The organism is Gilliamella sp. W8123, assembly GCF_016101085.1.
GTDB lineage: Bacteria > Pseudomonadota > Gammaproteobacteria > Enterobacterales > Orbaceae > Gilliamella > Gilliamella apis.
In genome coordinates this window covers 205087-224298 of the sequence record NZ_JACFRE010000003.1, presented here as the reverse complement: position 1 = coordinate 224298, position 19212 = coordinate 205087, and the positions used below count along the sequence as shown (strand labels likewise).

General features: G+C 33.5%; 18 protein-coding genes and 1 pseudogene. 8 read left to right on the top strand and 11 right to left on the bottom strand.

What is annotated here, in order from left to right; translation table 11 throughout:
- Window positions 1-164: 164 nt before the first annotated feature.
- From H3T56_RS05425 to H3T56_RS05405, 5 genes are all read right to left on the bottom strand, one after another.
- Window positions 165-1961: a hypothetical protein gene (locus H3T56_RS05425; protein ID WP_198192213.1), complete on the bottom strand. Its 1797-nt coding sequence runs from the start codon at window positions 1959-1961 to the stop codon at window positions 165-167.
- Window positions 1958-2935, bottom strand: coding sequence for a hypothetical protein (locus H3T56_RS05420; protein WP_065577560.1), 978 nt, complete (start codon window positions 2933-2935; stop codon window positions 1958-1960). The genes H3T56_RS05425 and H3T56_RS05420 overlap by 4 nt, the downstream gene beginning before the upstream one ends.
- A 106-nt stretch (window positions 2936-3041) precedes the next feature.
- Entirely contained in the window at window positions 3042-3503 is a 462-nt protein-coding gene (locus H3T56_RS05415; protein ID WP_086356725.1) for a hypothetical protein, read from the bottom strand.
- Between the two features lie 630 nt (window positions 3504-4133).
- On the bottom strand, window positions 4134-4835 hold the full coding sequence (locus tag H3T56_RS05410) for a response regulator (RefSeq protein WP_173795327.1): 702 nt from the start codon (window positions 4833-4835) through the stop codon (window positions 4134-4136).
- 20 nt (window positions 4836-4855) lie between these two features.
- Window positions 4856-6445, bottom strand: coding sequence for a sensor histidine kinase (locus H3T56_RS05405; protein ID WP_086320334.1), 1590 nt, complete (start codon window positions 6443-6445; stop codon window positions 4856-4858).
- Between the two features lie 281 nt (window positions 6446-6726).
- Between H3T56_RS05405 and H3T56_RS05400 the strand changes: the two are divergent.
- The 7 genes and pseudogenes from H3T56_RS05400 to citX form a co-directional block, all read left to right on the top strand.
- Window positions 6727-8016, top strand: a pseudogene (locus tag H3T56_RS05400) (2-hydroxycarboxylate transporter family protein); the annotation flags it as partial.
- Window positions 8017-8100: 84 nt separating this feature from the next.
- Complete coding sequence (locus tag H3T56_RS05395) at window positions 8101-8946, top strand: fumarylacetoacetate hydrolase family protein (RefSeq protein WP_198192212.1); 846 nt, start codon at window positions 8101-8103, stop codon at window positions 8944-8946.
- 4 nt (window positions 8947-8950) lie between these two features.
- The gene (citC, locus tag H3T56_RS05390) at window positions 8951-9985 is read left to right on the top strand and encodes a [citrate (pro-3S)-lyase] ligase (protein ID WP_198192211.1); all 1035 of its coding nucleotides are present in this window, start codon (window positions 8951-8953) and stop codon (window positions 9983-9985) included.
- Window positions 9986-10006: 21 nt separating this feature from the next.
- The gene (gene citD / locus H3T56_RS05385; RefSeq protein WP_034902004.1) at window positions 10007-10297 is read left to right on the top strand and encodes a citrate lyase acyl carrier protein; all 291 of its coding nucleotides are present in this window, start codon (window positions 10007-10009) and stop codon (window positions 10295-10297) included.
- Window positions 10294-11181, top strand: coding sequence for a citrate (pro-3S)-lyase subunit beta (gene citE, locus H3T56_RS05380; protein WP_065577565.1), 888 nt, complete (start codon window positions 10294-10296; stop codon window positions 11179-11181). The genes citD and citE overlap by 4 nt, the downstream gene beginning before the upstream one ends.
- Window positions 11182-11193: 12 nt before the next feature.
- On the top strand, window positions 11194-12723 hold the full coding sequence (citF, locus tag H3T56_RS05375; protein WP_198192210.1) for a citrate lyase subunit alpha: 1530 nt from the start codon (window positions 11194-11196) through the stop codon (window positions 12721-12723).
- 61 nt (window positions 12724-12784) lie between these two features.
- Window positions 12785-13333 carry a citrate lyase holo-[acyl-carrier protein] synthase gene (gene citX / locus H3T56_RS05370; RefSeq protein WP_198192209.1) on the top strand — a complete coding sequence of 183 codons (549 nt, stop codon included), beginning with the start codon at window positions 12785-12787 and terminating at the stop codon, window positions 13331-13333.
- A gap of 82 nt (window positions 13334-13415) precedes the next feature.
- Here citX and metB read toward each other — a convergent pair whose 3' ends face one another.
- Window positions 13416-14582 (bottom strand): cystathionine gamma-synthase, encoded by a 1167-nt coding sequence (metB, locus tag H3T56_RS05365; protein WP_198192208.1) that lies wholly within the window; start codon window positions 14580-14582, stop codon window positions 13416-13418.
- A 179-nt stretch (window positions 14583-14761) separates the two neighbouring features.
- Here metB and metJ point away from each other — a divergent pair, with 179 nt between their 5' ends.
- On the top strand, window positions 14762-15079 hold the full coding sequence (metJ, locus tag H3T56_RS05360) for a met regulon transcriptional regulator MetJ (protein ID WP_034904598.1): 318 nt from the start codon (window positions 14762-14764) through the stop codon (window positions 15077-15079).
- A gap of 63 nt (window positions 15080-15142) precedes the next feature.
- Here metJ and rpmE read toward each other — a convergent pair whose 3' ends face one another.
- The 5 genes from rpmE to H3T56_RS05335 form a co-directional block, all read right to left on the bottom strand.
- Window positions 15143-15358, bottom strand: coding sequence for a 50S ribosomal protein L31 (gene rpmE / locus H3T56_RS05355; RefSeq protein WP_034904595.1), 216 nt, complete (start codon window positions 15356-15358; stop codon window positions 15143-15145).
- 141 nt (window positions 15359-15499) lie between these two features.
- The gene (gene degS, locus H3T56_RS05350; RefSeq protein WP_065613939.1) at window positions 15500-16552 is read right to left on the bottom strand and encodes an outer membrane-stress sensor serine endopeptidase DegS; all 1053 of its coding nucleotides are present in this window, start codon (window positions 16550-16552) and stop codon (window positions 15500-15502) included.
- A gap of 109 nt (window positions 16553-16661) precedes the next feature.
- Window positions 16662-18041: a Do family serine endopeptidase gene (locus tag H3T56_RS05345; RefSeq protein WP_065651474.1), complete on the bottom strand. Its 1380-nt coding sequence runs from the start codon at window positions 18039-18041 to the stop codon at window positions 16662-16664.
- An 85-nt stretch (window positions 18042-18126) separates the two neighbouring features.
- Window positions 18127-18531 carry a YhcB family protein gene (locus H3T56_RS05340; RefSeq protein ID WP_198192207.1) on the bottom strand — a complete coding sequence of 135 codons (405 nt, stop codon included), beginning with the start codon at window positions 18529-18531 and terminating at the stop codon, window positions 18127-18129.
- 50 nt (window positions 18532-18581) lie between these two features.
- Window positions 18582-19043 (bottom strand): DUF721 domain-containing protein, encoded by a 462-nt coding sequence (locus tag H3T56_RS05335; protein WP_065577568.1) that lies wholly within the window; start codon window positions 19041-19043, stop codon window positions 18582-18584.
- Window positions 19044-19212 lie beyond the last annotated feature (169 nt).

Below are 19212 nucleotides of genomic sequence, written 5' to 3'. Positions count from 1 at the left end.
TGGCTATTTTTCAATAATTGTTTAGTTTTTAGGGAAATAGTTAGTAGTTTATTGATTAATTTTGTTCTATCTCCATTTCATTTATTTAGGAACTTACCATTTCCGATTTATAATCACTCTGTCGATCGTGTCTTCAACTCAAATAAATTGTTTTATCTGTACTGTTATTTTTTAAAATGTTCAAATAGCATCATTTCAAATCCATCCGGATTAAATGGTAACTCATCATAAAGTTGCGAATGCTCTTTATTATCAAGGTATTGATTTTCGATATCCCTTTGTTTGGATATCTCAATATGATTAGTTTTAACGCCTTGTTCATTGAACCTTTCTAATATAGCGATAATATTTTTCTTTTTAACAGTTTTATACGTTCGGATAATATTACCTTGAGCATTTTTTATGACTTGTGAGACCGGCAAAGACTGCCCGCTTTCATATTCCGACTCTATCACCAATTTCGGGACAACATGGCTTTCAATGACAGTTAATTTACTTCGTATAGGGGAATTCTTTTTGTAATCAAACTCGGTTGTTAACCACTGCACTCGTGTTTTTTGTAATGTTGCGACAATTTTGCCCATGACTTTTTCCACTCGAACATAAGTAGGTTGAGCTATTGCCTCTTCAACACTGTTTAACGGTGTTAATTGACCTTTGTCATTAATCACAAAAAAGTGAATACCATTTTCGAGAGATTTAAGTTGCGCTGAAGGTAAAGAGATAGCCGTTTGTTGCCATTTGGTTTTATCGATTTTCTTATATTGATAATTATTATCTATTTCAACTTTTATTAAATCACTGTATTTTTCTTGAGGTGATTGATTTTCGGCTTCAAGTAACGTTAAAGGTGCTTGATGCGGGAAATTCTTATACCGTTCAGCCATAAAATTGGGGAAAGGTAGTTTATGATAATAAACTTGGTTCGGTTTAATACCTAAATACTGAGCTCTTTTAAGCGCTTCTTCATCGTGCTTAGAGTTATCCCTGATACCTTGCTCAAACATTGAATCGGTCAGTAATGCATTACTTTTTTCGACGTTCATTACTAACTTATTGTAAGGATAAGGCTCATCCAAATCTTTGTCAAAATCGAATATTTCAGGTTCGGAATTATTGGTTTTTATTACTTTACCGTTTTTATTTAATACCTCATTTTTTACACGGAATGAGTTCTCATAATGGCTAACTCTATTAGTTTTAATGCCTTCATTATCAAAGAACTCATCTATTGAGTAAATATCCTCTTGATGCACGATAGTTTCAATAGAAGACTGTTTTGTTTCTATATTTTTTCTGATCGCTTTTACCATCTTTCCTTTTTCATCAAAGAATACCTCAGAATTATAAATAACTTTTTTATTGTTATCATACATTTCTAATTTAAGATATTTTAAGCTGTTATTAGACCAATAATCATATTTATAATGGGTAATAGAAGTTAAAGATCTTTTTTGAATACTCACCACAATACCGTGTTTTTTTTCAATCCGTAAGTAACTCGGTAATAAGTAAACATCATTGAATGAGTTTTTCTTTTGTAATTGTTTATGTTCATCTAAGGTATAAAAATAGACGCCATCGTCTAATGACTGAAATGAATCAGTGGGATAGATAACTTCAATAATATTTCGATCTAGTTGTATTATCTGGCTATATTGGAAGTTTTTATTTAACTGTACTTGTGCAATGCTCTGAGTCGCCATTATGTACATATTTGGATTGGTTTCTAATTCATTTACTGATAAATATAAACTTTTTTCAGGGAAACTGTCTTGATTATCCAAAGCGGGTAAATAATCAAATTGGTAATAAGTTGTATTAGGCAAAATTCCTTGTTTTTTTAATTGCTTGACGATTTGTACTTGTTGCTCATTCATTTTTACCTTTGCAATCACATATTGAGTAGAGACAATCCCAAATAAAAAAGGAATTAAGCAGATTTTAACTAAAGTCTTCATTTACTCTCCAGTTTTTCTGTCAATGATACTAATTGAGTAATACTCTTTTCGAGGTTCACTACTAGCTTATTGTAAGGGTAAGGCTCATCCAAATCTTTTTCAAAATCAAATAATAGTGGATTTATATTATTTATTTTTATTACTTTACCGCTCTTATTTAATATCTCATTTTTTACACGGAACGAGTTCTCATAGTGAATTACACGGTTGGTTTTGGTATTTTTATTATTAAAATACTCTTCAATAGAATAAACATCCCCATGATGCTGGATGGATTCAATAGCCAGATTCCCCGTTATAGTATTTTTCCTAATATTTTTCTCTATTCTTCCATAATCATTAAAAAATGTTTCAGAGATATAGATAATCTTGTCATTATTATCAGTCATTTCTATTTTAAGATATTTTAGACTGTTATTCGGCCAATAATCGTACTTATAATGAGAAATGGCCGCTAAAGGCCTTTTTTGAATACTTACCACAATGCCGTGTTTCTTTTCGACTCTTAAATAACAGGGTAATTTGTAAACCTCATTAAATGAATCTTTTTTTTGCAACTGTTTATTTTTATCTAAGGTATAAAAATAAACGCCATCGTTTAATGATTGAAATGAATCAGTAGGGTAGATAACTTCAATAATATTTCGATTGCGTTGTAATACTTCATTATATTGATAATTTTTATTTAATTTTACTTCTGCAATGCTTTGAATGGCTAATTCATACATGTCTGGGTGAGTTTCTAAACCTGATAATGATGAAAATAAATGTTCCATTGGAACGCTATCTTCATTTTCAAAAGCTGTCATAAAATCATATTGATAATAAATTTTATTAGGTAAAATTGATTGTTTTTTTAACTGTTCTATGATTTTTATTTGATGTTCGTTCATTTTTACCTCTGCATAAACATAATCAACCGTTATTATCCATAGCATAAAAGGCAGTAAGTATATCTTTATTAAGCTTTTCATATTGTCTCCTAACAAGCTTTCTTAATGTAATTATATAATTACTAATAATTTTGTTTTGCTTTTTTGGATAGTATTGCTAGATTCTCACCAATACATTCAGGATCAACTAAACTACATTAACTAATATAATGAATAAAAGGACATGACAATTTGTTTCTTTATAACTGTCATTACCCCAACTCCAATAATTGAAGTTTTCACTAAATTTAAATGAATAAAGTGTAAACTGCATTTGAATCGGGTCTGTAAAAGGGAATGATTGTGCGCCATAGGTTATTTTGCTCGGAACGTATAGTTCAATATTATCCTTCGCGCTGATTTTGGTGAGTTGCTGAGCGATATGAGGTGTTTGAAAAATAAGATTATCAGATCGGTGAAAAATAGCATCAACAGCGATTTGTTTATCGGTGTAGGTAAAGTTGATTTCATAACGCCATGGTTGGTTTAAATCTTCCCGCCCAGAGAGTGATAGAACGGATAAAGTGGTGATAGTAGGTTGGCCGTCAATCGTTAAATGATAATGATTAAAGGGATGACTAGCTACCAATGTATTAACTGCATTTTCCATTTGCTTCATTATAGTCGTCAGTATTTCTTACTATATTATAATTTTTCCATTAGTTTTGGTTAATTAGTAACAATAACCAATTTGCTGTAAAATAAGCTATTTTTTTCAACAATTCAATTATCTTTACAAATAATAGACATGCGTTTTTAAGCAAGATAACGTAAATAAAAGTGATATGCATATAAATCGTTTCTTAATAGAAAATTAACATATAGTTTATGAATTTAATCAGTCAAAATGATCAAATGTTATTGAATTGTTTACAGTCTAACTTAAATAAATCTAAATCTATGACACGGGTAAATAGAATTTAAAATGTGTATTTATTTATCAAGATGGAGATTAATAACGCTATGTTGTTTAGAAAACCAATTAACCCGATAAAAAGAAATAATACATCACAAAAATCAAAATAATCTCACCATTAAATTGATTAACCAATTAGAGTAATCACTACATTGTTACGGACATACGCTTACTCCTATTATTTGATACTGCAATTTAAATCATCCAACAATTGGATTAATTCAATCTAGCATCAAATATTTAGGCAATAAAATAATCAATAAGCATATTTATATAATCATAAATTATATAACGTAGGATTAATAACCAACTTTGCGAAAAAAATTACTTACCTAATCTTTTATAAAGCCTTTCAGGGCGACCTATTTTGCCATGGTTAAGCTCAACCGTTAATAATTTAGTTTGCACACAATATTCTAAATATCGTCTAGCGGTGGTTTTACTAATATTAGCTTTTTCGACAATTTGATCTACTGTTTGCGGTTCATTGGTTTGCATAAATAGATCTTTAACTTTTTGTAAGGTAATTTCTTCAATACCTTTGGAGTGGCGATTAATATCAACAAAGTCTTTAGTTTGTAGATTAAAAAGTTCATCAATACGTCTTTGATTCACATGTTTTTGCAAACTTTGACGATATAAAAACAGTTCAAAACGTTCAAGTGAATGTTTTAAGCGCTGATAAGATACCGGCTTGATTAAATAATCAAAAGCGCCAAAACGTATCGCTTTACTACAGGTATCCATATCACTCGCAGCAGTGATAAAAATAACATAACAATCTAAATTATTATTAATAATATATTCAAATAATTCAATTCCTTTTCCATCAGGGAGGTAATTATCTAATAAAATTAATGTTGGTTTTAATTTTTCAACCATCACTTTCGCTTCTTCCAAAGTTGCAGCGATACCAATAACTTCTACTTTGGTGTCTCGTTGAATAAATTCAGCATTTAATTCAGCTAAAATGGGTTCATCTTCAACAATAAGAACTTTAATTGTATCTTCTTTTATTTCATACATACTTTATTCACCTCTGTTAACTACTTAGGTATAAAAACAGAAAAAATCGTTCCATAAGGTTCATTATCTTCAAATGTGATGTAGCCGTTAGCTTTTTTCACATATGTTGAAACTAAATGTAAACCTATACCATGTTCGTTCGAATTTTGTGAGGTTACCCCCGGTTGGAAAATTGAATTGCGGATTTTATCATCTATACCACAACCCTGATCACTGACTTCTAAAACAATTTCATCGGTTCTATCACTTAAATATAAATAGATAGATTTATCACCTTGATTATTTTTTAAACAGGCATTAAAGGCATTATCCAGCAGATTACCTAATATCGACATAAACTCGGCTTCAGTTATCTTGGAAGGCAATGCCTCCAAATGGCAGGCAGGATCAAAGAACAATTTTAAGCCAATTTCATGTGACTTAGAATATTTACCGATTAATAAACCGCAAATAGCTGGAACCTGAAAATGACTGGTAATGAAATCTAGATTTTGTTGATTATCAGCAGAATGTAACGCAATAAATGATTCCGCTTCTTCATATCGTTTCATATAAATTAAACCGGATAACGTTGCCATCCAATTAAGATGTTCATGTCTTAGCGCACGCAAATTATCCACATATTGCGTAACTTGGGTTAATTGCATACTTAATAAATTAATATCATCATAATTTCGGAAGGTTATCACCCATCCATGAATTTCATCATCAACAATCACGCGAATACGATTAGCAATAACAATAATATTATTGAAATAGCAAATATGGTCATGCACATCTTTGGTCTGATTGGTACTACCATAAAGAAAATCAGTTGATTTAATAAAGTTAGATAAATCATGATTAAGTAAACTATTATCATCAATATCAATATTTAGCATGCGCCTTGCTGATTGGTTGATATTAATAATTTTGTAATCAAGATCAATCGCAATAATACCTTCAAAGATTGATTCCATTATTGATTTCTGGCTTTTTACCAATAGTGCAATTGCTTGAGGTTCTAAATTAAACATCTGTTTTTTGATAGCTCTAGCAAAGCATAAAGAAAATATAAACAGAGCAAAGAATAAAAATGAACAAAAAATAATGAATGGAATAAATTGTTTTATATGTGACGCATAAATATCATCTACCATATAACCAACCGAAACAATACCAATTACTTTGCCATTGCTAATAATCGGCGCTTTACCTCTTAGGGCTAAACCTAAAGATCCTTGACTTATTGTGGTGCTACTAATACCACTTAACACCTCCTGATTGTCATCACCAACCATGGGTAAATATATTGAATTATTAGCCGTATGAAATAACCGATAAGCTTTAGCATCACCTATAACAATATAACTCGCATCGCTTTGTTCAAAAATATCTGAAACAAGTTTTGCGATTTGTTCAGTATCTTTATCTTCTACATATTTGATTAAGCTAGGAATCACAGCTAACTCTTTCGCCTGAATTTGAGCTTTTTCGCCTAAACTACGATATAAGGCATTTTCTGTCACATTCCATATGTAGCTTTGCAGCAATGCTAAAACCACCAATGAAAAGATTAAAAGAGATAAAAATAATTTTGTCGTAAATGACAGATGTATTCGTTTTCGCATTTTTATACTTAATAAATAATTGCTGTATCTGCTGAGGAGTGTAACACAGCATAAAAAAACTTAGAGCCTTTAAAACCATAAAAACCACACTTAATTTATGATTTATATCACAAAATTGATATTAATATTTTGTCACCATATGCGCCATTAAAACAAAGCAAATTTATTTTGGAGATAAAAAAAATATGGTGGATTTCAATTCAGTTGAAAAAACGCACAATACCGTCGAAAAACATGAGATAAAACACGAAGATCAGACTAAAAAGTTTTGGCCATACGGATGGTGGAAACTTATGGATGATTATAAAATCGGTGTAATTCCTTTACCATTATTTATTATCGCAGGTATTCTTATCTTTGCTGAAGTATTAGTAACAGGTAAATTACCAAGCGAAATAGTTGTTATGGTAGTAACATGTGCTTTCTTTGGTTTCCTATGTGGTGAAATAGGTAAACGTTTACCGATTGTTGGAAAAATGGGGGCAGCAGCAATTTGTGCAACCTTTATTCCATCAGCTCTAGTCTATTATGGCATTCTGCCTACTCCTGTGGTACAAGCAACAACCAAATTCTATAAAGATACTCACATTTTATATCTTTATATCTGCTGTATCATCGTTGGTAGTATTATGAATATGGATAAGAAAACGCTTATTCAAGGTTTCTTAAAAATCTTCGGACCAATGGTATGTGGTGAAATTGTTGGTATGCTAGTTGGTGTTGGTGTGGGTTATTTATTAGGCTTATCACCATTTGAAACATTCTTCTTCTTAGTATTACCGATCATGGCTGGCGGTGTTGGTGAAGGCGCAATTCCATTATCAATCGGCTATGCCTCTATTTTAGGTATGGAACAAGGTGAAGCACTAGGTCGAGTATTACCAATTGTTATGTTAGGTGGTTTAACCGGTATTATTTGTGGTGGTATCCTTAACCGTATTGGTAAAGCTTATCCTCATTTAACTGGTAACGGTCGCTTGTTACCAGCATCAGAAGATGACCAAATTATCAATAAAACGGCTAAAACAGAATCGGTTATTGATGTGACAACTTTTGCATCTGGTGTATTGTTAGCCGCTATCCTCTATATGGTCGGTATGATTGGCCACAAAGTAACCGGTATTCCAGCACCAGTAGGGATGCTATTTGCTGCAGTATTTGTTAAACTAGTATCAGGTGTTTCACCAAAAGTACTAAGTGGTTCGCAAGTAGTTTACAAGTTCTTCCAAACATCTGTAACCTATCCTATTTTATTCGCTGTGGGCGTGGCAATCACACCGTGGGATAAAATCGTTGCAGCTTTCACCGTAATCAACCTAATAGTTATTGTTTGTACAGTAGTGAGTTTAGTCACAACGGGTTTCTTTGTTGCTAAAAAACTAGGTATGTACCCAGTTGATGCGGCGGTTATTTCTTGCTGTCAAAGTGGGCAAGGAGGAACAGGTGATGTTGCAATCCTAACTGCAGCAGAACGTATGGAGTTGATGCCGTTTGCCCAAATTGCCACTCGTATTGGTGGTGCAATTAACGTATCAGTATCCTTACTCATTCTAGGCAATTTTTTAGTATAGTTTTTTTTAAGAGCAACCTTAGTTATTACTAGGGTTGTTCTATTTTATTTTGTAGTTTCAATAAACAGCTTTTAAGGAGTATTCATGAAGCTTGTCAGTTACCTTGTTTCTGGTCGACCAAGTTTTGGTTTATATACTGATCATGGCATCGTAGATTTAGGCCAAAAACTAGGCGATAAATATCAAGATCTAAAATCCCTTCTTTCTGATAAAGATGGATTAGCTAACGCAAAAAACTATTTAGACTCACCTAGTGATATCGATGAACAAGCAATAATTTATTTACCGGTAATTCCAAATCCAAACAAAATTTTGTGTGTAGGAATGAATTATGCGGAAAAACGAGCAGAATTTAATGAAACTAGTTCTGCCCCAACTTTATTTGTTCGTTTTCCTGATTCTCAAACAGGACATAAGACAAATATCATTAAACCAACTATCAGCGATGAACTCGATTATGAAGGCGAATTAGCAATTGTTATTGGTAAAGAGGCCTTCCGCATAAAATCAGAAGAAGCCTTATCTTATGTCGCAGGCTATAGCTGTTATATGGATGGTTCGATTCGTGACTGGCAATATACTTGGTACACAGCTGGTAAAAATTGGCCAAATACTGGGGCTTTTGGACCATGTTTAACAACTACAGATGAAATACCCGATCCTAAAGCGCTATCAATAGCAACTTATCTGAATGGAAAAGAGATGCAACATGATAGCATCAAGAATTTAGTACATACTGTACCTGATTTAATCTCGTATATTAGTACATTTACTAAATTATCACCGGGTGATGTTATTCTTACTGGCTCACCAGGTGGGGTTGGAAAAAAACGAAATCCACCAATATTTATGCACGATGGTGATACCATTGAAGTTGAAATTACCAATATTGGTCGTCTAACTAACTTTATTGTTGAAGAAAAAAGGTAGTTATATGTACGATTTAGTTGATTACAGTGTTGTTGATATATCTAAATCTGAACAAGATTATCAAGCAATTAAGCAATTACTATTGCAATCTGACCTCGATTTAGATCCACAAGTCACAACTTTCATTGTTGCAAAACTGAATAATAATTGTATCGCTTGTGCCGGTCTTGATCACAATATTATCAAGTGTGTAGCCATTGCTCCTGATTATCGCGGTAACCAACTAAATCTAACTTTAATCGACTATACGATGAAATATGCCAATGATAACGGCTATTTTCATCTATTTTTATATACCAAACCTGAAAATATCGCTTTTTTCAAAGCATGCGGTTTTTATCCTATTGTTGAAATTTCTGATTTAGTCGTATTGATGGAAAACACACCGATTGGGATTAAACAATATTGTAAACAATTATCGCAACACCTAAAGGCTGGTAACAAAATTGGCAGTATAGTGATGAATGCCAATCCTTTTACTAAAGGTCATCAATATCTTATTGAATTTGCAGCCAATCAATGTGATTGGGTACATGTATTTGTGGTTAATGAAGATGTATCAATGTTTCCGTTTCAGGTACGTTTACAGTTAGTAAAAGATGGCACAAAACATATCAAAAATGTTACGGTTCATGCCAGTTCGACATACATTATTTCTAAAGCAACCTTCCCTACTTATTTTTTAAAAGATAAAAGCAAAATTGACTATGCTTATATGGGAATCGATCTGTTAATCTTCCGTAACTATATTGCTCCAGCATTAAATATAACTCACCGTTTTGTTGGTACTGAGCCACATAGTGAAGTAACTAATGCTTATAACCAAGCGATGAAATATTGGTTAGAAGATGACAAAGTTAGTTTGGCATCCAAGATTACTGTCATTGAGGTTGCTCGAAAACTCGAAGAATCAAACATAATATCAGCATCATTAGTGCGAAACTCACTGGCATTAAAAAATTATGAACAGATTAAGAAATTAGTTCCTTCAACAACTTGGAATTATATTTCAGCTAATTTGGATAAATTAAATATTTAATTCTTTTCAAAAGGTAAAAACATGAAAATACAAAAAGAAGCCATGGCAGGAACTCTCGAATCCAGCGATTTGTTAGTTAAAGTCATGCCAAATACTGGCATCGAAATTGTTATTAATAGTGATGTAAATAAACAATTTGGCGATCAAATTCGCGCAGTGGTTAATAACACGTTAAATGAACTTAACTTAACTGATGGTTTAATCATTATTGACGATAAAGGAGCTTTAGATTGTGCAATAAAAGCACGGGTACAATGTGCTGTGTTACGTGGTGCAGAAGAAACTGAATTAGATTGGAGTAAATTACTATGAAAAAATTACGTCGAAGTATGCTGTTTCTTCCAGGTGCAAATGCAGCAATGTTATCTACATCTTTTGTCTATAAACCAGACTCAATTATGTTTGATCTTGAAGATGCTGTATCTATCAAAGAAAAAGATTCAGCTCGTCTACTCGTCGCGCAAACATTAAAATTACCTGTTTATAAAGAACATGGTATTGAAACTGTAGTTCGAATTAATGCATTAAATACACCATTTGGTCTTAAAGACTTAGAAGCCGTTGTGCGAGCTGGTGTTGATGTTGTTCGCTTACCAATGACCAATAGTGCTGAAGATATTCATGAACTTGAAGCGCATGTTGAACGAATTGAAAAAGAGTGTGGCCGAGAAGTGGGTAGCACTAAATTAATGGCTGCTATTGAATCAGCTCAAGCAGTAGTTAATGCCGTATCCATTGCCAAATCATCGCCTCGTTTAATTGGTATCGCTCTTGCGGCATTTGATTATCTAGTCGATATGCAAACAGAACGCGGGGATGGTACTGAACTATTTTATGCACGCTGTGCTGTTTTACATGCTGCTCGCGTAGCCGGTATTGATGCATTTGATGTTGTTTATTCGAATGTTAATGATGATGAAGGCTTTTTAAAAGAAGTCAGCCTAATTAAAAAATTAGGATACAACGGTAAATCATTGATTAATCCACGACAAATTGAGCTATTACATAATGCTTATGCACCTACTGCTAGTGAAGTAGAAAATGCTAAAAAAGTCGTTGAAGCCGCTGAAGAAGGTGAAAGAAAAGGGCTTGGAGTTGTTTCTTTGAATGGCAAAATGATTGATGCACCAATTATTGCTCGTGCGCAAAAAATCATTGAACTAGCTAAATACTCCGGTGTACGTAAAGAAATTTGATAGGATTGAAACATGACAACTTCTATAAACCAAAAAATTGCTGATTTATTAAAACAGCATCCTGATCTTAAAAATATCACACCATTTATTGATGCTAATGCAACCACACCTTATCTAAAAGATGAGTCTAAGTATACCCGTAAATTGTGTGAGTCAATAGAGCAAGCAATAGAGAAGTGTGAACTTCGTGATGGAATGACTATCTCTTTTCACCACGCATTTCGTGAAGGCGATAAAGTTATCAACAAAGTTGTTGAAACCATTAGTAAATTAGGTATTAAGAACCTTACATTAGCTTCAAGCTCATTATTAAGCTGTAACGCAGCATTGATTCCTCACATTGAGTCTGGTGTAATTACTAAAATCTATACCTCAGGATTACGAGGAAAATTAGCTGATGCGATTTCACACGGCCTGATGGAAAATCCGGTACATATCCATTCTCACGGTGGTCGAGTCAAATTAATCCAAAGCGGAGAAATCAATATTGATATCGCATTCTTAGCTGTATCAACTGCTGACGAACAAGGTAATGCTAATGGCGTATCAGGTAAATCACAATGTGGCGCCCTTGGTTATGCTATGGTTGATGCTCAATTTGCTAAGAAAGTGGTTTTACTTACTGAAGATATTGTTGGTTATCCTAACCATCCAGCAAGTATCCGCCAAGATCAAGTTGACTATATTGTTAAAGTTGACGAAGTTGGTGACCCAACTAAAATTAGCGTTGGTGCAGCACGTATCACCAGTAACCCTAGAGAATTAATGATTGCCCGCTATGCCGCTGATGTTATCGAAAATGCAGGTTATTTTAAAGATGGATTCTCAATTCAGACTGGTTCTGGCGCATCATCAACTGCAGCGACACGCTTTCTAGAAAATCGAATGCGAGCGAAAAATATCACAGCATCATTTGCTCTAGGTGGTATTACAGCAAGTATCGTCGATCTTCATGAGAAAGGCTTAGTAAAACGTTTACTTGATACACAAAGTTTTGATGGAGCTGCGGGACAATCTTTAGGTAAGAATAAAGATCATATTGAAGTTTCAACCAACGTTTACGCTAATCCAGCCTCAAAAGGTGCGAGTGTTGATGAATTAGATATTGTCATTCTCAGTGCACTCGAAGTAGATTTAGATTTCAACATTAATGTACTAACAGGATCTGATGGTGTTATGCGTGGTGCATCCGGTGGTCACTGTGATACAGCCGCTGGAGCAAATCTAACTATTATCGTTGCGCCACTAATTCGTAGCCGAATTCCAACGGTAATTAGAAAAGTAACCACTATTGTTACACCAGGTGAAAGTGTAGATGTGTTAGTCACTGACCATGGTATAGCGGTAAATCCTGCTCGTCCTGAAATCGCCGAACGATTAAAAGCGGCTAATTTACCAGTAATGACTATTGAAGAACTTTATCAACGTGCTATTGCATTAACAGGTGAACCAAAACCAATTGAATTTAACGATAAAATTGTTGGGATTGTTCACTTCCGTGACGGCTCAATTATTGATGTTGTTCGTCAAGTCAAAGACTAATTAACTTTGTAATAGTAATAGCATAACAAAATTCTTAGTTATGCTATTACTCAACATCATTATGAATAATCCAACATTAAGATTTGACGATGGCATTAACATAACGCTTGAGCAAATGTTAATGGCTAAAGAAAATCGCGTAAACAATCAGCAACAAGTTTTTGAGCAATACCCTTATCCGCTAATATCATTAAGTTTAGTAATACCTGGACCAATCAAGAAAAGTAGTGGCACTGTATTCTTATTTAATGAAGCTGTAAAAGCTATTCATCAGATGTTAAACCAACATAATATTTCTATTATCCATGAAAAACTTTATGAAAGCATAACTGGTGATGAAGCATTATTATCAATTGATTATAACGTTGATATGCTTAAACAACTGTGTATAAAAATTGAGGAGAGGCATTTTTTAGGACGATTATGGGATATAGATGTCATTGACCCTGTTACACAAAAAAGTATTTCTCGGTCTAAATTCGAGCATCATTCTCGACAATGTTTAGTTTGCCATGATAATGCTAAAATTTGTGGTCGAAGTAAACGGCATTCCATTAACGAGATCCTCAGCGCCATTGCCAATAAAGTCAATGATTATCGAAATAATTAATCGAGCTTAAATATTTAGCTATCTATATTAATAGAGTCGAAAAATAAGCTATTTTCCAACTCTATTGATAAATTGATGACGGTTAAATATTTGCTAACGCTTGCTCTAAATCACCAATCAGATCATTGATATCCTCGAGCCCCACAGAAATACGTAATAATTGATCGGATATACCCGCTGTTTTGCGTGCTTCAGCACTAATTCCTGAATGGGTCATTGTAGCTGGATGACATATTAAACTTTCTACGCCACCAAGTGATTGCGCTAAGGTAAAAATATTCAACGCATCTAGGAATTTAGGCATATCATCGGCAGCGCAAGCTAATTCAAAACTCAACAGTGAACCGAAGCCTTTTTGTTGTTTTTTGGCAATGTCATGACCTAAATTTGTTGGTAACGAAGGATGAAAAACTTTAGCAATTTTAGGATGATTAACTAAAAATTCGACGACTTTTTCTGCATTTTCTTGTTGTAATCTAACTCTTGCAGTAAGAGTTCTTAAACCGCGCAATAATAAATAACTATCAAATGATGAAGTTGATGTTCCGATATTATTTGCCCACCACAATACATCTGTAGCTAATTGTTGATCTTTAAATACTAATATTCCGGCTAATAGATCTGAGTGGCCATTTAAAAATTTAGTACAAGAGTGACTAACAATATCAGCCCCTAATTCCAGTGGTTTTTGTAAAATTGGTGTCATAAAGGTATTATCAACCAGAACTAACGCTCCAACCTCATGCGACTGACGTGCAATATCAGTAATATCAACGACTCTTAATAATGGATTACTTGGCGATTCAATCAATACTAATTTAGGTTTTAAATTCAGCGCTTCTTTTAAAGCAACAGGATCGGATTGGTCTACAAATTTGGTTTTAAAATACCCTTTTTGGCTCAAACTATTAAATAATCGATAACTACCACCATAACAATCATGAGGTGCAACCACGACATCATTTGGGCCAAGTAAGGCTACACTGACTAGATGTATTGCTGACATACCGCAATTGGTTAAAATGGCATCGGCACCGCCTTCTAACTCTGCTACCGTTTCCTCAACTAATCGTCTACTTGGATTAGATTTTCGACCATAATCAAATTTCCTTGGGGTGGCAAACTCTTCATATCGATAACATGTTGATGGCGTAATAACAGGAACTACGCTACCAAATTGGTCATCTGTATTTAATCCACCACGAACAGCAATAGTATCTTGGCTAAGATTTTTAGATTTACGAGCCATAATAACCTTCCTACAAACCACTTTATTTATTTTTAGATTTAGTTGTATAAGAATAACACAATAACAAAAGACGTCAACATGTCTAGACGTCTAACTATCTTGGTGTATAGATTGCAGCTAAGCAAAAAAAACGCTAAAATTATCCACATTATTTGTGATGTGATTGATTTGGTGAATAAATGATGGAATGGAACGGCGATTATATTAGCCCTTATGCTGAGCATGGTAAAAAAAGCGAACAAGTAAAAAAAATTACAGTCTCAATTCCGTTAAAAGTATTAAAGATATTAACTGATGAGCGAACTAGACGACAAGTCAATAATTTACGTCATGCAACGAATAGTGAACTTTTATGTGAAGCTTTTCTACACGCTTATACTGGTCAGCCATTGCCTTGTGATGAAGATTTACAGAAAGATCATGATGATGGCATTCCATTACAAGCACAGAAAATGATGCGAGCTTTAGGTATAGATCCTGATTTAATTGATGAATGATTAAATCATGGATACAAAAAAGGCGCTTAAAGCGCCTTTTTTACAACGTAAAAATTAGTAAAACTATTTTTTACCACCAACCATTGCAAAACGTTGTTTAAATTTATCAACACGTCCGCCAGTTGCTACATCACGTTGTTTACCTGTATAGAACGGGTGACATTCACCACATACGTCAAGATGAATGTCATGACCAATAGTTGAATGAGTTTCAATTTTGTTACCACAAGAACAAGTTGCTGTAATTGCAGTGTATTCTGGATGGATACCTTCTTTCATAATAAACCTCTAAAGTTTGTTCGTATCGCTATATAAATGGCTTAACCGCAAAATTTATACACCATACGAGTGTTAAATAACATGATAAGGGTGCGAATTATACGTCCTATATCAAAGATAATCAAGCAATAAAAGGCCAATCTAAACCGGCAATTGACCAATAGTAATTTGCAGTTGAATCTTTTCTCCATTACGCAAGACAATTATGGGGACGATTGTTCCCGGTTTCAACTCTGCAATTTGGTCCATTGTTTCAACAATCGATCTTACTGGTTTATTATCAACCATTATTAAAATATCATTAGCTTGTACACCTGCCTGCAAAGAAGGACCTTCAGCATTAGTGACTAAAATACCTAACACTTTTGGGAGATCACTAGTATTTTGTGTTGGAGCAAATTCTAAACCATCAATGCCAATATAGCCTCGTATCACTTTGCCATCTTGAATTAATTTATTCATTATTTTAACGGCTAATGCTGTTGGAATAGCAAAACCAATACCTTCAGGAACATCATTACCTAGATTTTTGGCAAATGTCAGAGTATTAATACCCATTAATTCACCTTTAGTGTTAACTAAAGCACCACCAGAATTACCATGATTAATTGAAGCATCAGTTTGGATAAAATTTTGTCGACGATATGGACTGAGTCCATCACGGCCAGTAGCACTAATAATACCTTGGGTAATAGTTTGCCCAATATTATATGGATTGCCAATGGCTAAAACGACATCACCAATTTTCGGATCGCGGGAAGGATTAATCGGTATTATCGGAAGATTAGATGCTTCGATTTTAAGTACAGCAATATCAACTAATTTATCGGAACCGACAGGTAATGCAGCAAAAATTCGTCCATCTTGCAAAGCAACGATAATTTGTTCTGCGCCATCAACAACATGATAATTGGTAACAATATAACCAAGCTCACTCATAATAACACCAGAACCTAATGGTGTTATTGGACTATCTTGTGATTGTTCAGGTACAGAATTAATTGAGCGGCTATAAATATTAACCACTGCAGGCGCAGCTATCTTTACTGCACTAGAATAACTCATAGGTTCATCATTAAAAATGGATCTTGAAAAATCAGATTGAGATCCATTTCTCAAAGAAGGAAAAATAATGAGTAACACTATCGCTAAAACAGCACCGATTAATATCGGCCATAGAATTTTTTTAAGCATAATTGTCACAAACAGGATAAGAATGATTAATAAGATTCTATCATATATAACTGAGGGTTAAAAAGGCGTTTTCGTCGATGCGAAGCACCGACGATATTTGGCTAAATAATTAACGTAAAATTAGATAAAGACGACTATCACCTCTAACAATGTTTAAGGCAATAGCAGAAGGATTACTGTCAATAATTTTACGTAGATCAGAAATACTTTCGACTCTGGTCTTATTAACTCCTGTAATAAGATCGCCTTCTTGTAAGCTTAAACGAGAAGCTGGTGAATTTTTAGCAATACTTTCAATCAATACACCTTTTTGACCTTTTACATCACCATTAGTCAATGTTGCTCCATCAAGCGCTGGATGAAGAGATTTAGCCTCGGTACTTAATTGGTCACTGTTCTTCAATTTAACTTCAACAGAAATCTCTTTACCATCACGAATTAAACCTAATTTAACGGTACGACCAGCTCCTGTTGTGGCAATTTTAGCTCGTAATTCAGCAAAGCTATCAACAGGTTTACCATCCATAGAAACAATGACATCGCCGGATTTTATGCCCGCCTCTTGGGCTGCTGAATCAGCAATAACCTCACTAACAAAGGCACCTTTCTGTACTTCAAGATCAAAGGCTTTAGCGATATCTGAAGTTAATTCATTACCTTTTATACCTAAAACACCTCGTTTAACTTCACCATATTCAATAAGCTGAGAAGTTAAACTTTTAACCATATTGCTTGGTATAGCAAAACCAATACCGACATTACCACCACTTGGTGCAATAATAGCGGTGTTAATGCCAACTAGTTCACCATTTAAATTAACTAACGCACCACCAGAATTACCTTGGTTAATAGATGCGTCAGTTTGAATAAAGTTTTCAAATCCATTCATATTTAGCCCACTACGAGCTAAGGCGGAAATAATACCTGATGTTACCGTTTGACCAATCCCGAATGGATTACCAATCGCAACAACATAATCACCAACTCTTGTTTTATCTGAATCAGCAATTTTAATAGCAGTTAATTTACTAGCATCATCAACTTTTAACAAAGCAATATCACTTTGTGGATCTTTACCAATTAATTTCGCTTGATATTCATGACCATCATTTAACGAAACAGTAATTTTATCTGCATTATCAATAACATGATTATTAGTAACAATATATCCTTTTTCAGCATCAATAATTACACCAGAACCTAATCCAGAAAATGATCTAGACTGACTATCAGGATAACCAAAAAATCGTCTAAACTCTTCTGGCATATTACTTTGCATTTTTGCTGTACCTTCAACGTTAATACTTACAACTGAAGGGAGTACTTTTTCTAACATTGGTGCCAATGAAGGTTGTTGCTGTTGTAAATTATTATCCGTTGGAATAAACGGAAAAGCAGCATAAGCATTCGGTAATGTAGCTAAACTTAAACCTAAACTTAAGGCAATTATGCTTAATAAATTTTTTGGTTTACGTAAAGAATGACTCATTATAAAACTCTCTTGTTTGAATGATTTAATATTGACAATATAAATCTGATTAATATTATCTTATCAAAAAATATTTAAAAATTGATTATGGTTTAATATCTTCACTTTTGAATAATCCAGATGGGTTATCTGAATAATCTTTAGGCTGTTTTTCAAGCGTTAACTCTTGTTTAATACTGATGTCATTATTTGACTCTAGATCAATAATAGGCCTATTTTCATTATTTACAAATTGTCCTGAACTTTCAGCGATGTGTTGGTATAAACGACGGAATTCTTTGGCCATATTATCTAAAATTTCAGCACTATGTGAAAAATGCTTAACCATCATTTGTTTTTGTGAGGCTAACTCTTCTTGGGTTTGTTCTAATTCACGTTGTGCTTTGATATATTTGCGCCCTTTTGGCGAAATAAAATTCATGAAAATCATGCCTAAAATAAATCCAATTACTAGGCCAATGACGATATAAGTCATCATATTATTATCCATATTTCACTCCTTATAGCTCTTAATTATATAACTTGAACATATTGTTTAGTTTATTTTGCATGGTTCGCAAGTTTAATCAATTGTTTTTTTAATTTATCTGGTGCTTGCTCTGCAATTGCATTTAAATATATTGCTGTTTGCTTACTAATAACATTACTAATTTTAACATTCTTATCAGACAAAATAACTGATTGCGAATAATTAGTTGCTATAGTTGGATTAATTTTATATTGAATGGAAGATAAAGATGGTAAAATTTTTTGGCGTATCCCTGATAATAAGTTACCTTGTTCATATTTTAATCTTGTTAACCAGCTGGCCGAACTGACCTCAAGAATAAGCACACCTTGACGATAATTAGCAACTCGATATTGCTGAATTAATGGTGGTGGAAGTAATTCATCAATAATTTTGGTCAATTGACTTAAAGCAATGGTTCTATCTTTTATTTTTGATAATAAGGCCCCTTGTGATAACAAAGAGGTCAACACTTTTGGCTCATTACCACGCATAATTCAGGCTTATCCTTTCTTCCTGCTAAAATTAATAGCAACTAACTCAACCATAAAATTTTTATACCGAATAATTTACCTTATCTAATTAAAAATGTCCTGTAAAAAAATAATATTTACAGTTTATTTGTATTATCCACAATTAATTGGAAAATAACGTCAAATTAAC

Excerpts from the sequence above, each read along its gene's own strand:
- H3T56_RS05425 (WP_198192213.1), bottom strand. The coding sequence starts at position 1,961 with ATGAAGACTTTAGTTAAAATCTGCTTAATTCCTTTTTTATTTGGGATT.
- H3T56_RS05420 (WP_065577560.1), bottom strand. The coding sequence starts at position 2,935 with ATGAAAAGCTTAATAAAGATATACTTACTGCCTTTTATGCTATGGATA.
- H3T56_RS05415 (WP_086356725.1), bottom strand. The coding sequence starts at position 3,503 with ATGGAAAATGCAGTTAATACATTGGTAGCTAGTCATCCCTTTAATCAT.
- H3T56_RS05410 (WP_173795327.1), bottom strand. The coding sequence starts at position 4,835 with ATGTATGAAATAAAAGAAGATACAATTAAAGTTCTTATTGTTGAAGAT.
- H3T56_RS05405 (WP_086320334.1), bottom strand. The coding sequence starts at position 6,445 with ATGCGAAAACGAATACATCTGTCATTTACGACAAAATTATTTTTATCT.
- H3T56_RS05395 (WP_198192212.1), top strand. The coding sequence starts at position 8,101 with ATGAAGCTTGTCAGTTACCTTGTTTCTGGTCGACCAAGTTTTGGTTTA.
- citC (WP_198192211.1), top strand. The coding sequence starts at position 8,951 with ATGTACGATTTAGTTGATTACAGTGTTGTTGATATATCTAAATCTGAA.
- citD (WP_034902004.1), top strand. The coding sequence starts at position 10,007 with ATGAAAATACAAAAAGAAGCCATGGCAGGAACTCTCGAATCCAGCGAT.
- citE (WP_065577565.1), top strand. The coding sequence starts at position 10,294 with ATGAAAAAATTACGTCGAAGTATGCTGTTTCTTCCAGGTGCAAATGCA.
- citF (WP_198192210.1), top strand. The coding sequence starts at position 11,194 with ATGACAACTTCTATAAACCAAAAAATTGCTGATTTATTAAAACAGCAT.
- citX (WP_198192209.1), top strand. The coding sequence starts at position 12,785 with ATGAATAATCCAACATTAAGATTTGACGATGGCATTAACATAACGCTT.
- metB (WP_198192208.1), bottom strand. The coding sequence starts at position 14,582 with ATGGCTCGTAAATCTAAAAATCTTAGCCAAGATACTATTGCTGTTCGT.
- metJ (WP_034904598.1), top strand. The coding sequence starts at position 14,762 with ATGATGGAATGGAACGGCGATTATATTAGCCCTTATGCTGAGCATGGT.
- rpmE (WP_034904595.1), bottom strand. The coding sequence starts at position 15,358 with ATGAAAGAAGGTATCCATCCAGAATACACTGCAATTACAGCAACTTGT.
- degS (WP_065613939.1), bottom strand. The coding sequence starts at position 16,552 with ATGCTTAAAAAAATTCTATGGCCGATATTAATCGGTGCTGTTTTAGCG.
- H3T56_RS05345 (WP_065651474.1), bottom strand. The coding sequence starts at position 18,041 with ATGAGTCATTCTTTACGTAAACCAAAAAATTTATTAAGCATAATTGCC.
- H3T56_RS05340 (WP_198192207.1), bottom strand. The coding sequence starts at position 18,531 with ATGGATAATAATATGATGACTTATATCGTCATTGGCCTAGTAATTGGA.
- H3T56_RS05335 (WP_065577568.1), bottom strand. The coding sequence starts at position 19,043 with ATGCGTGGTAATGAGCCAAAAGTGTTGACCTCTTTGTTATCACAAGGG.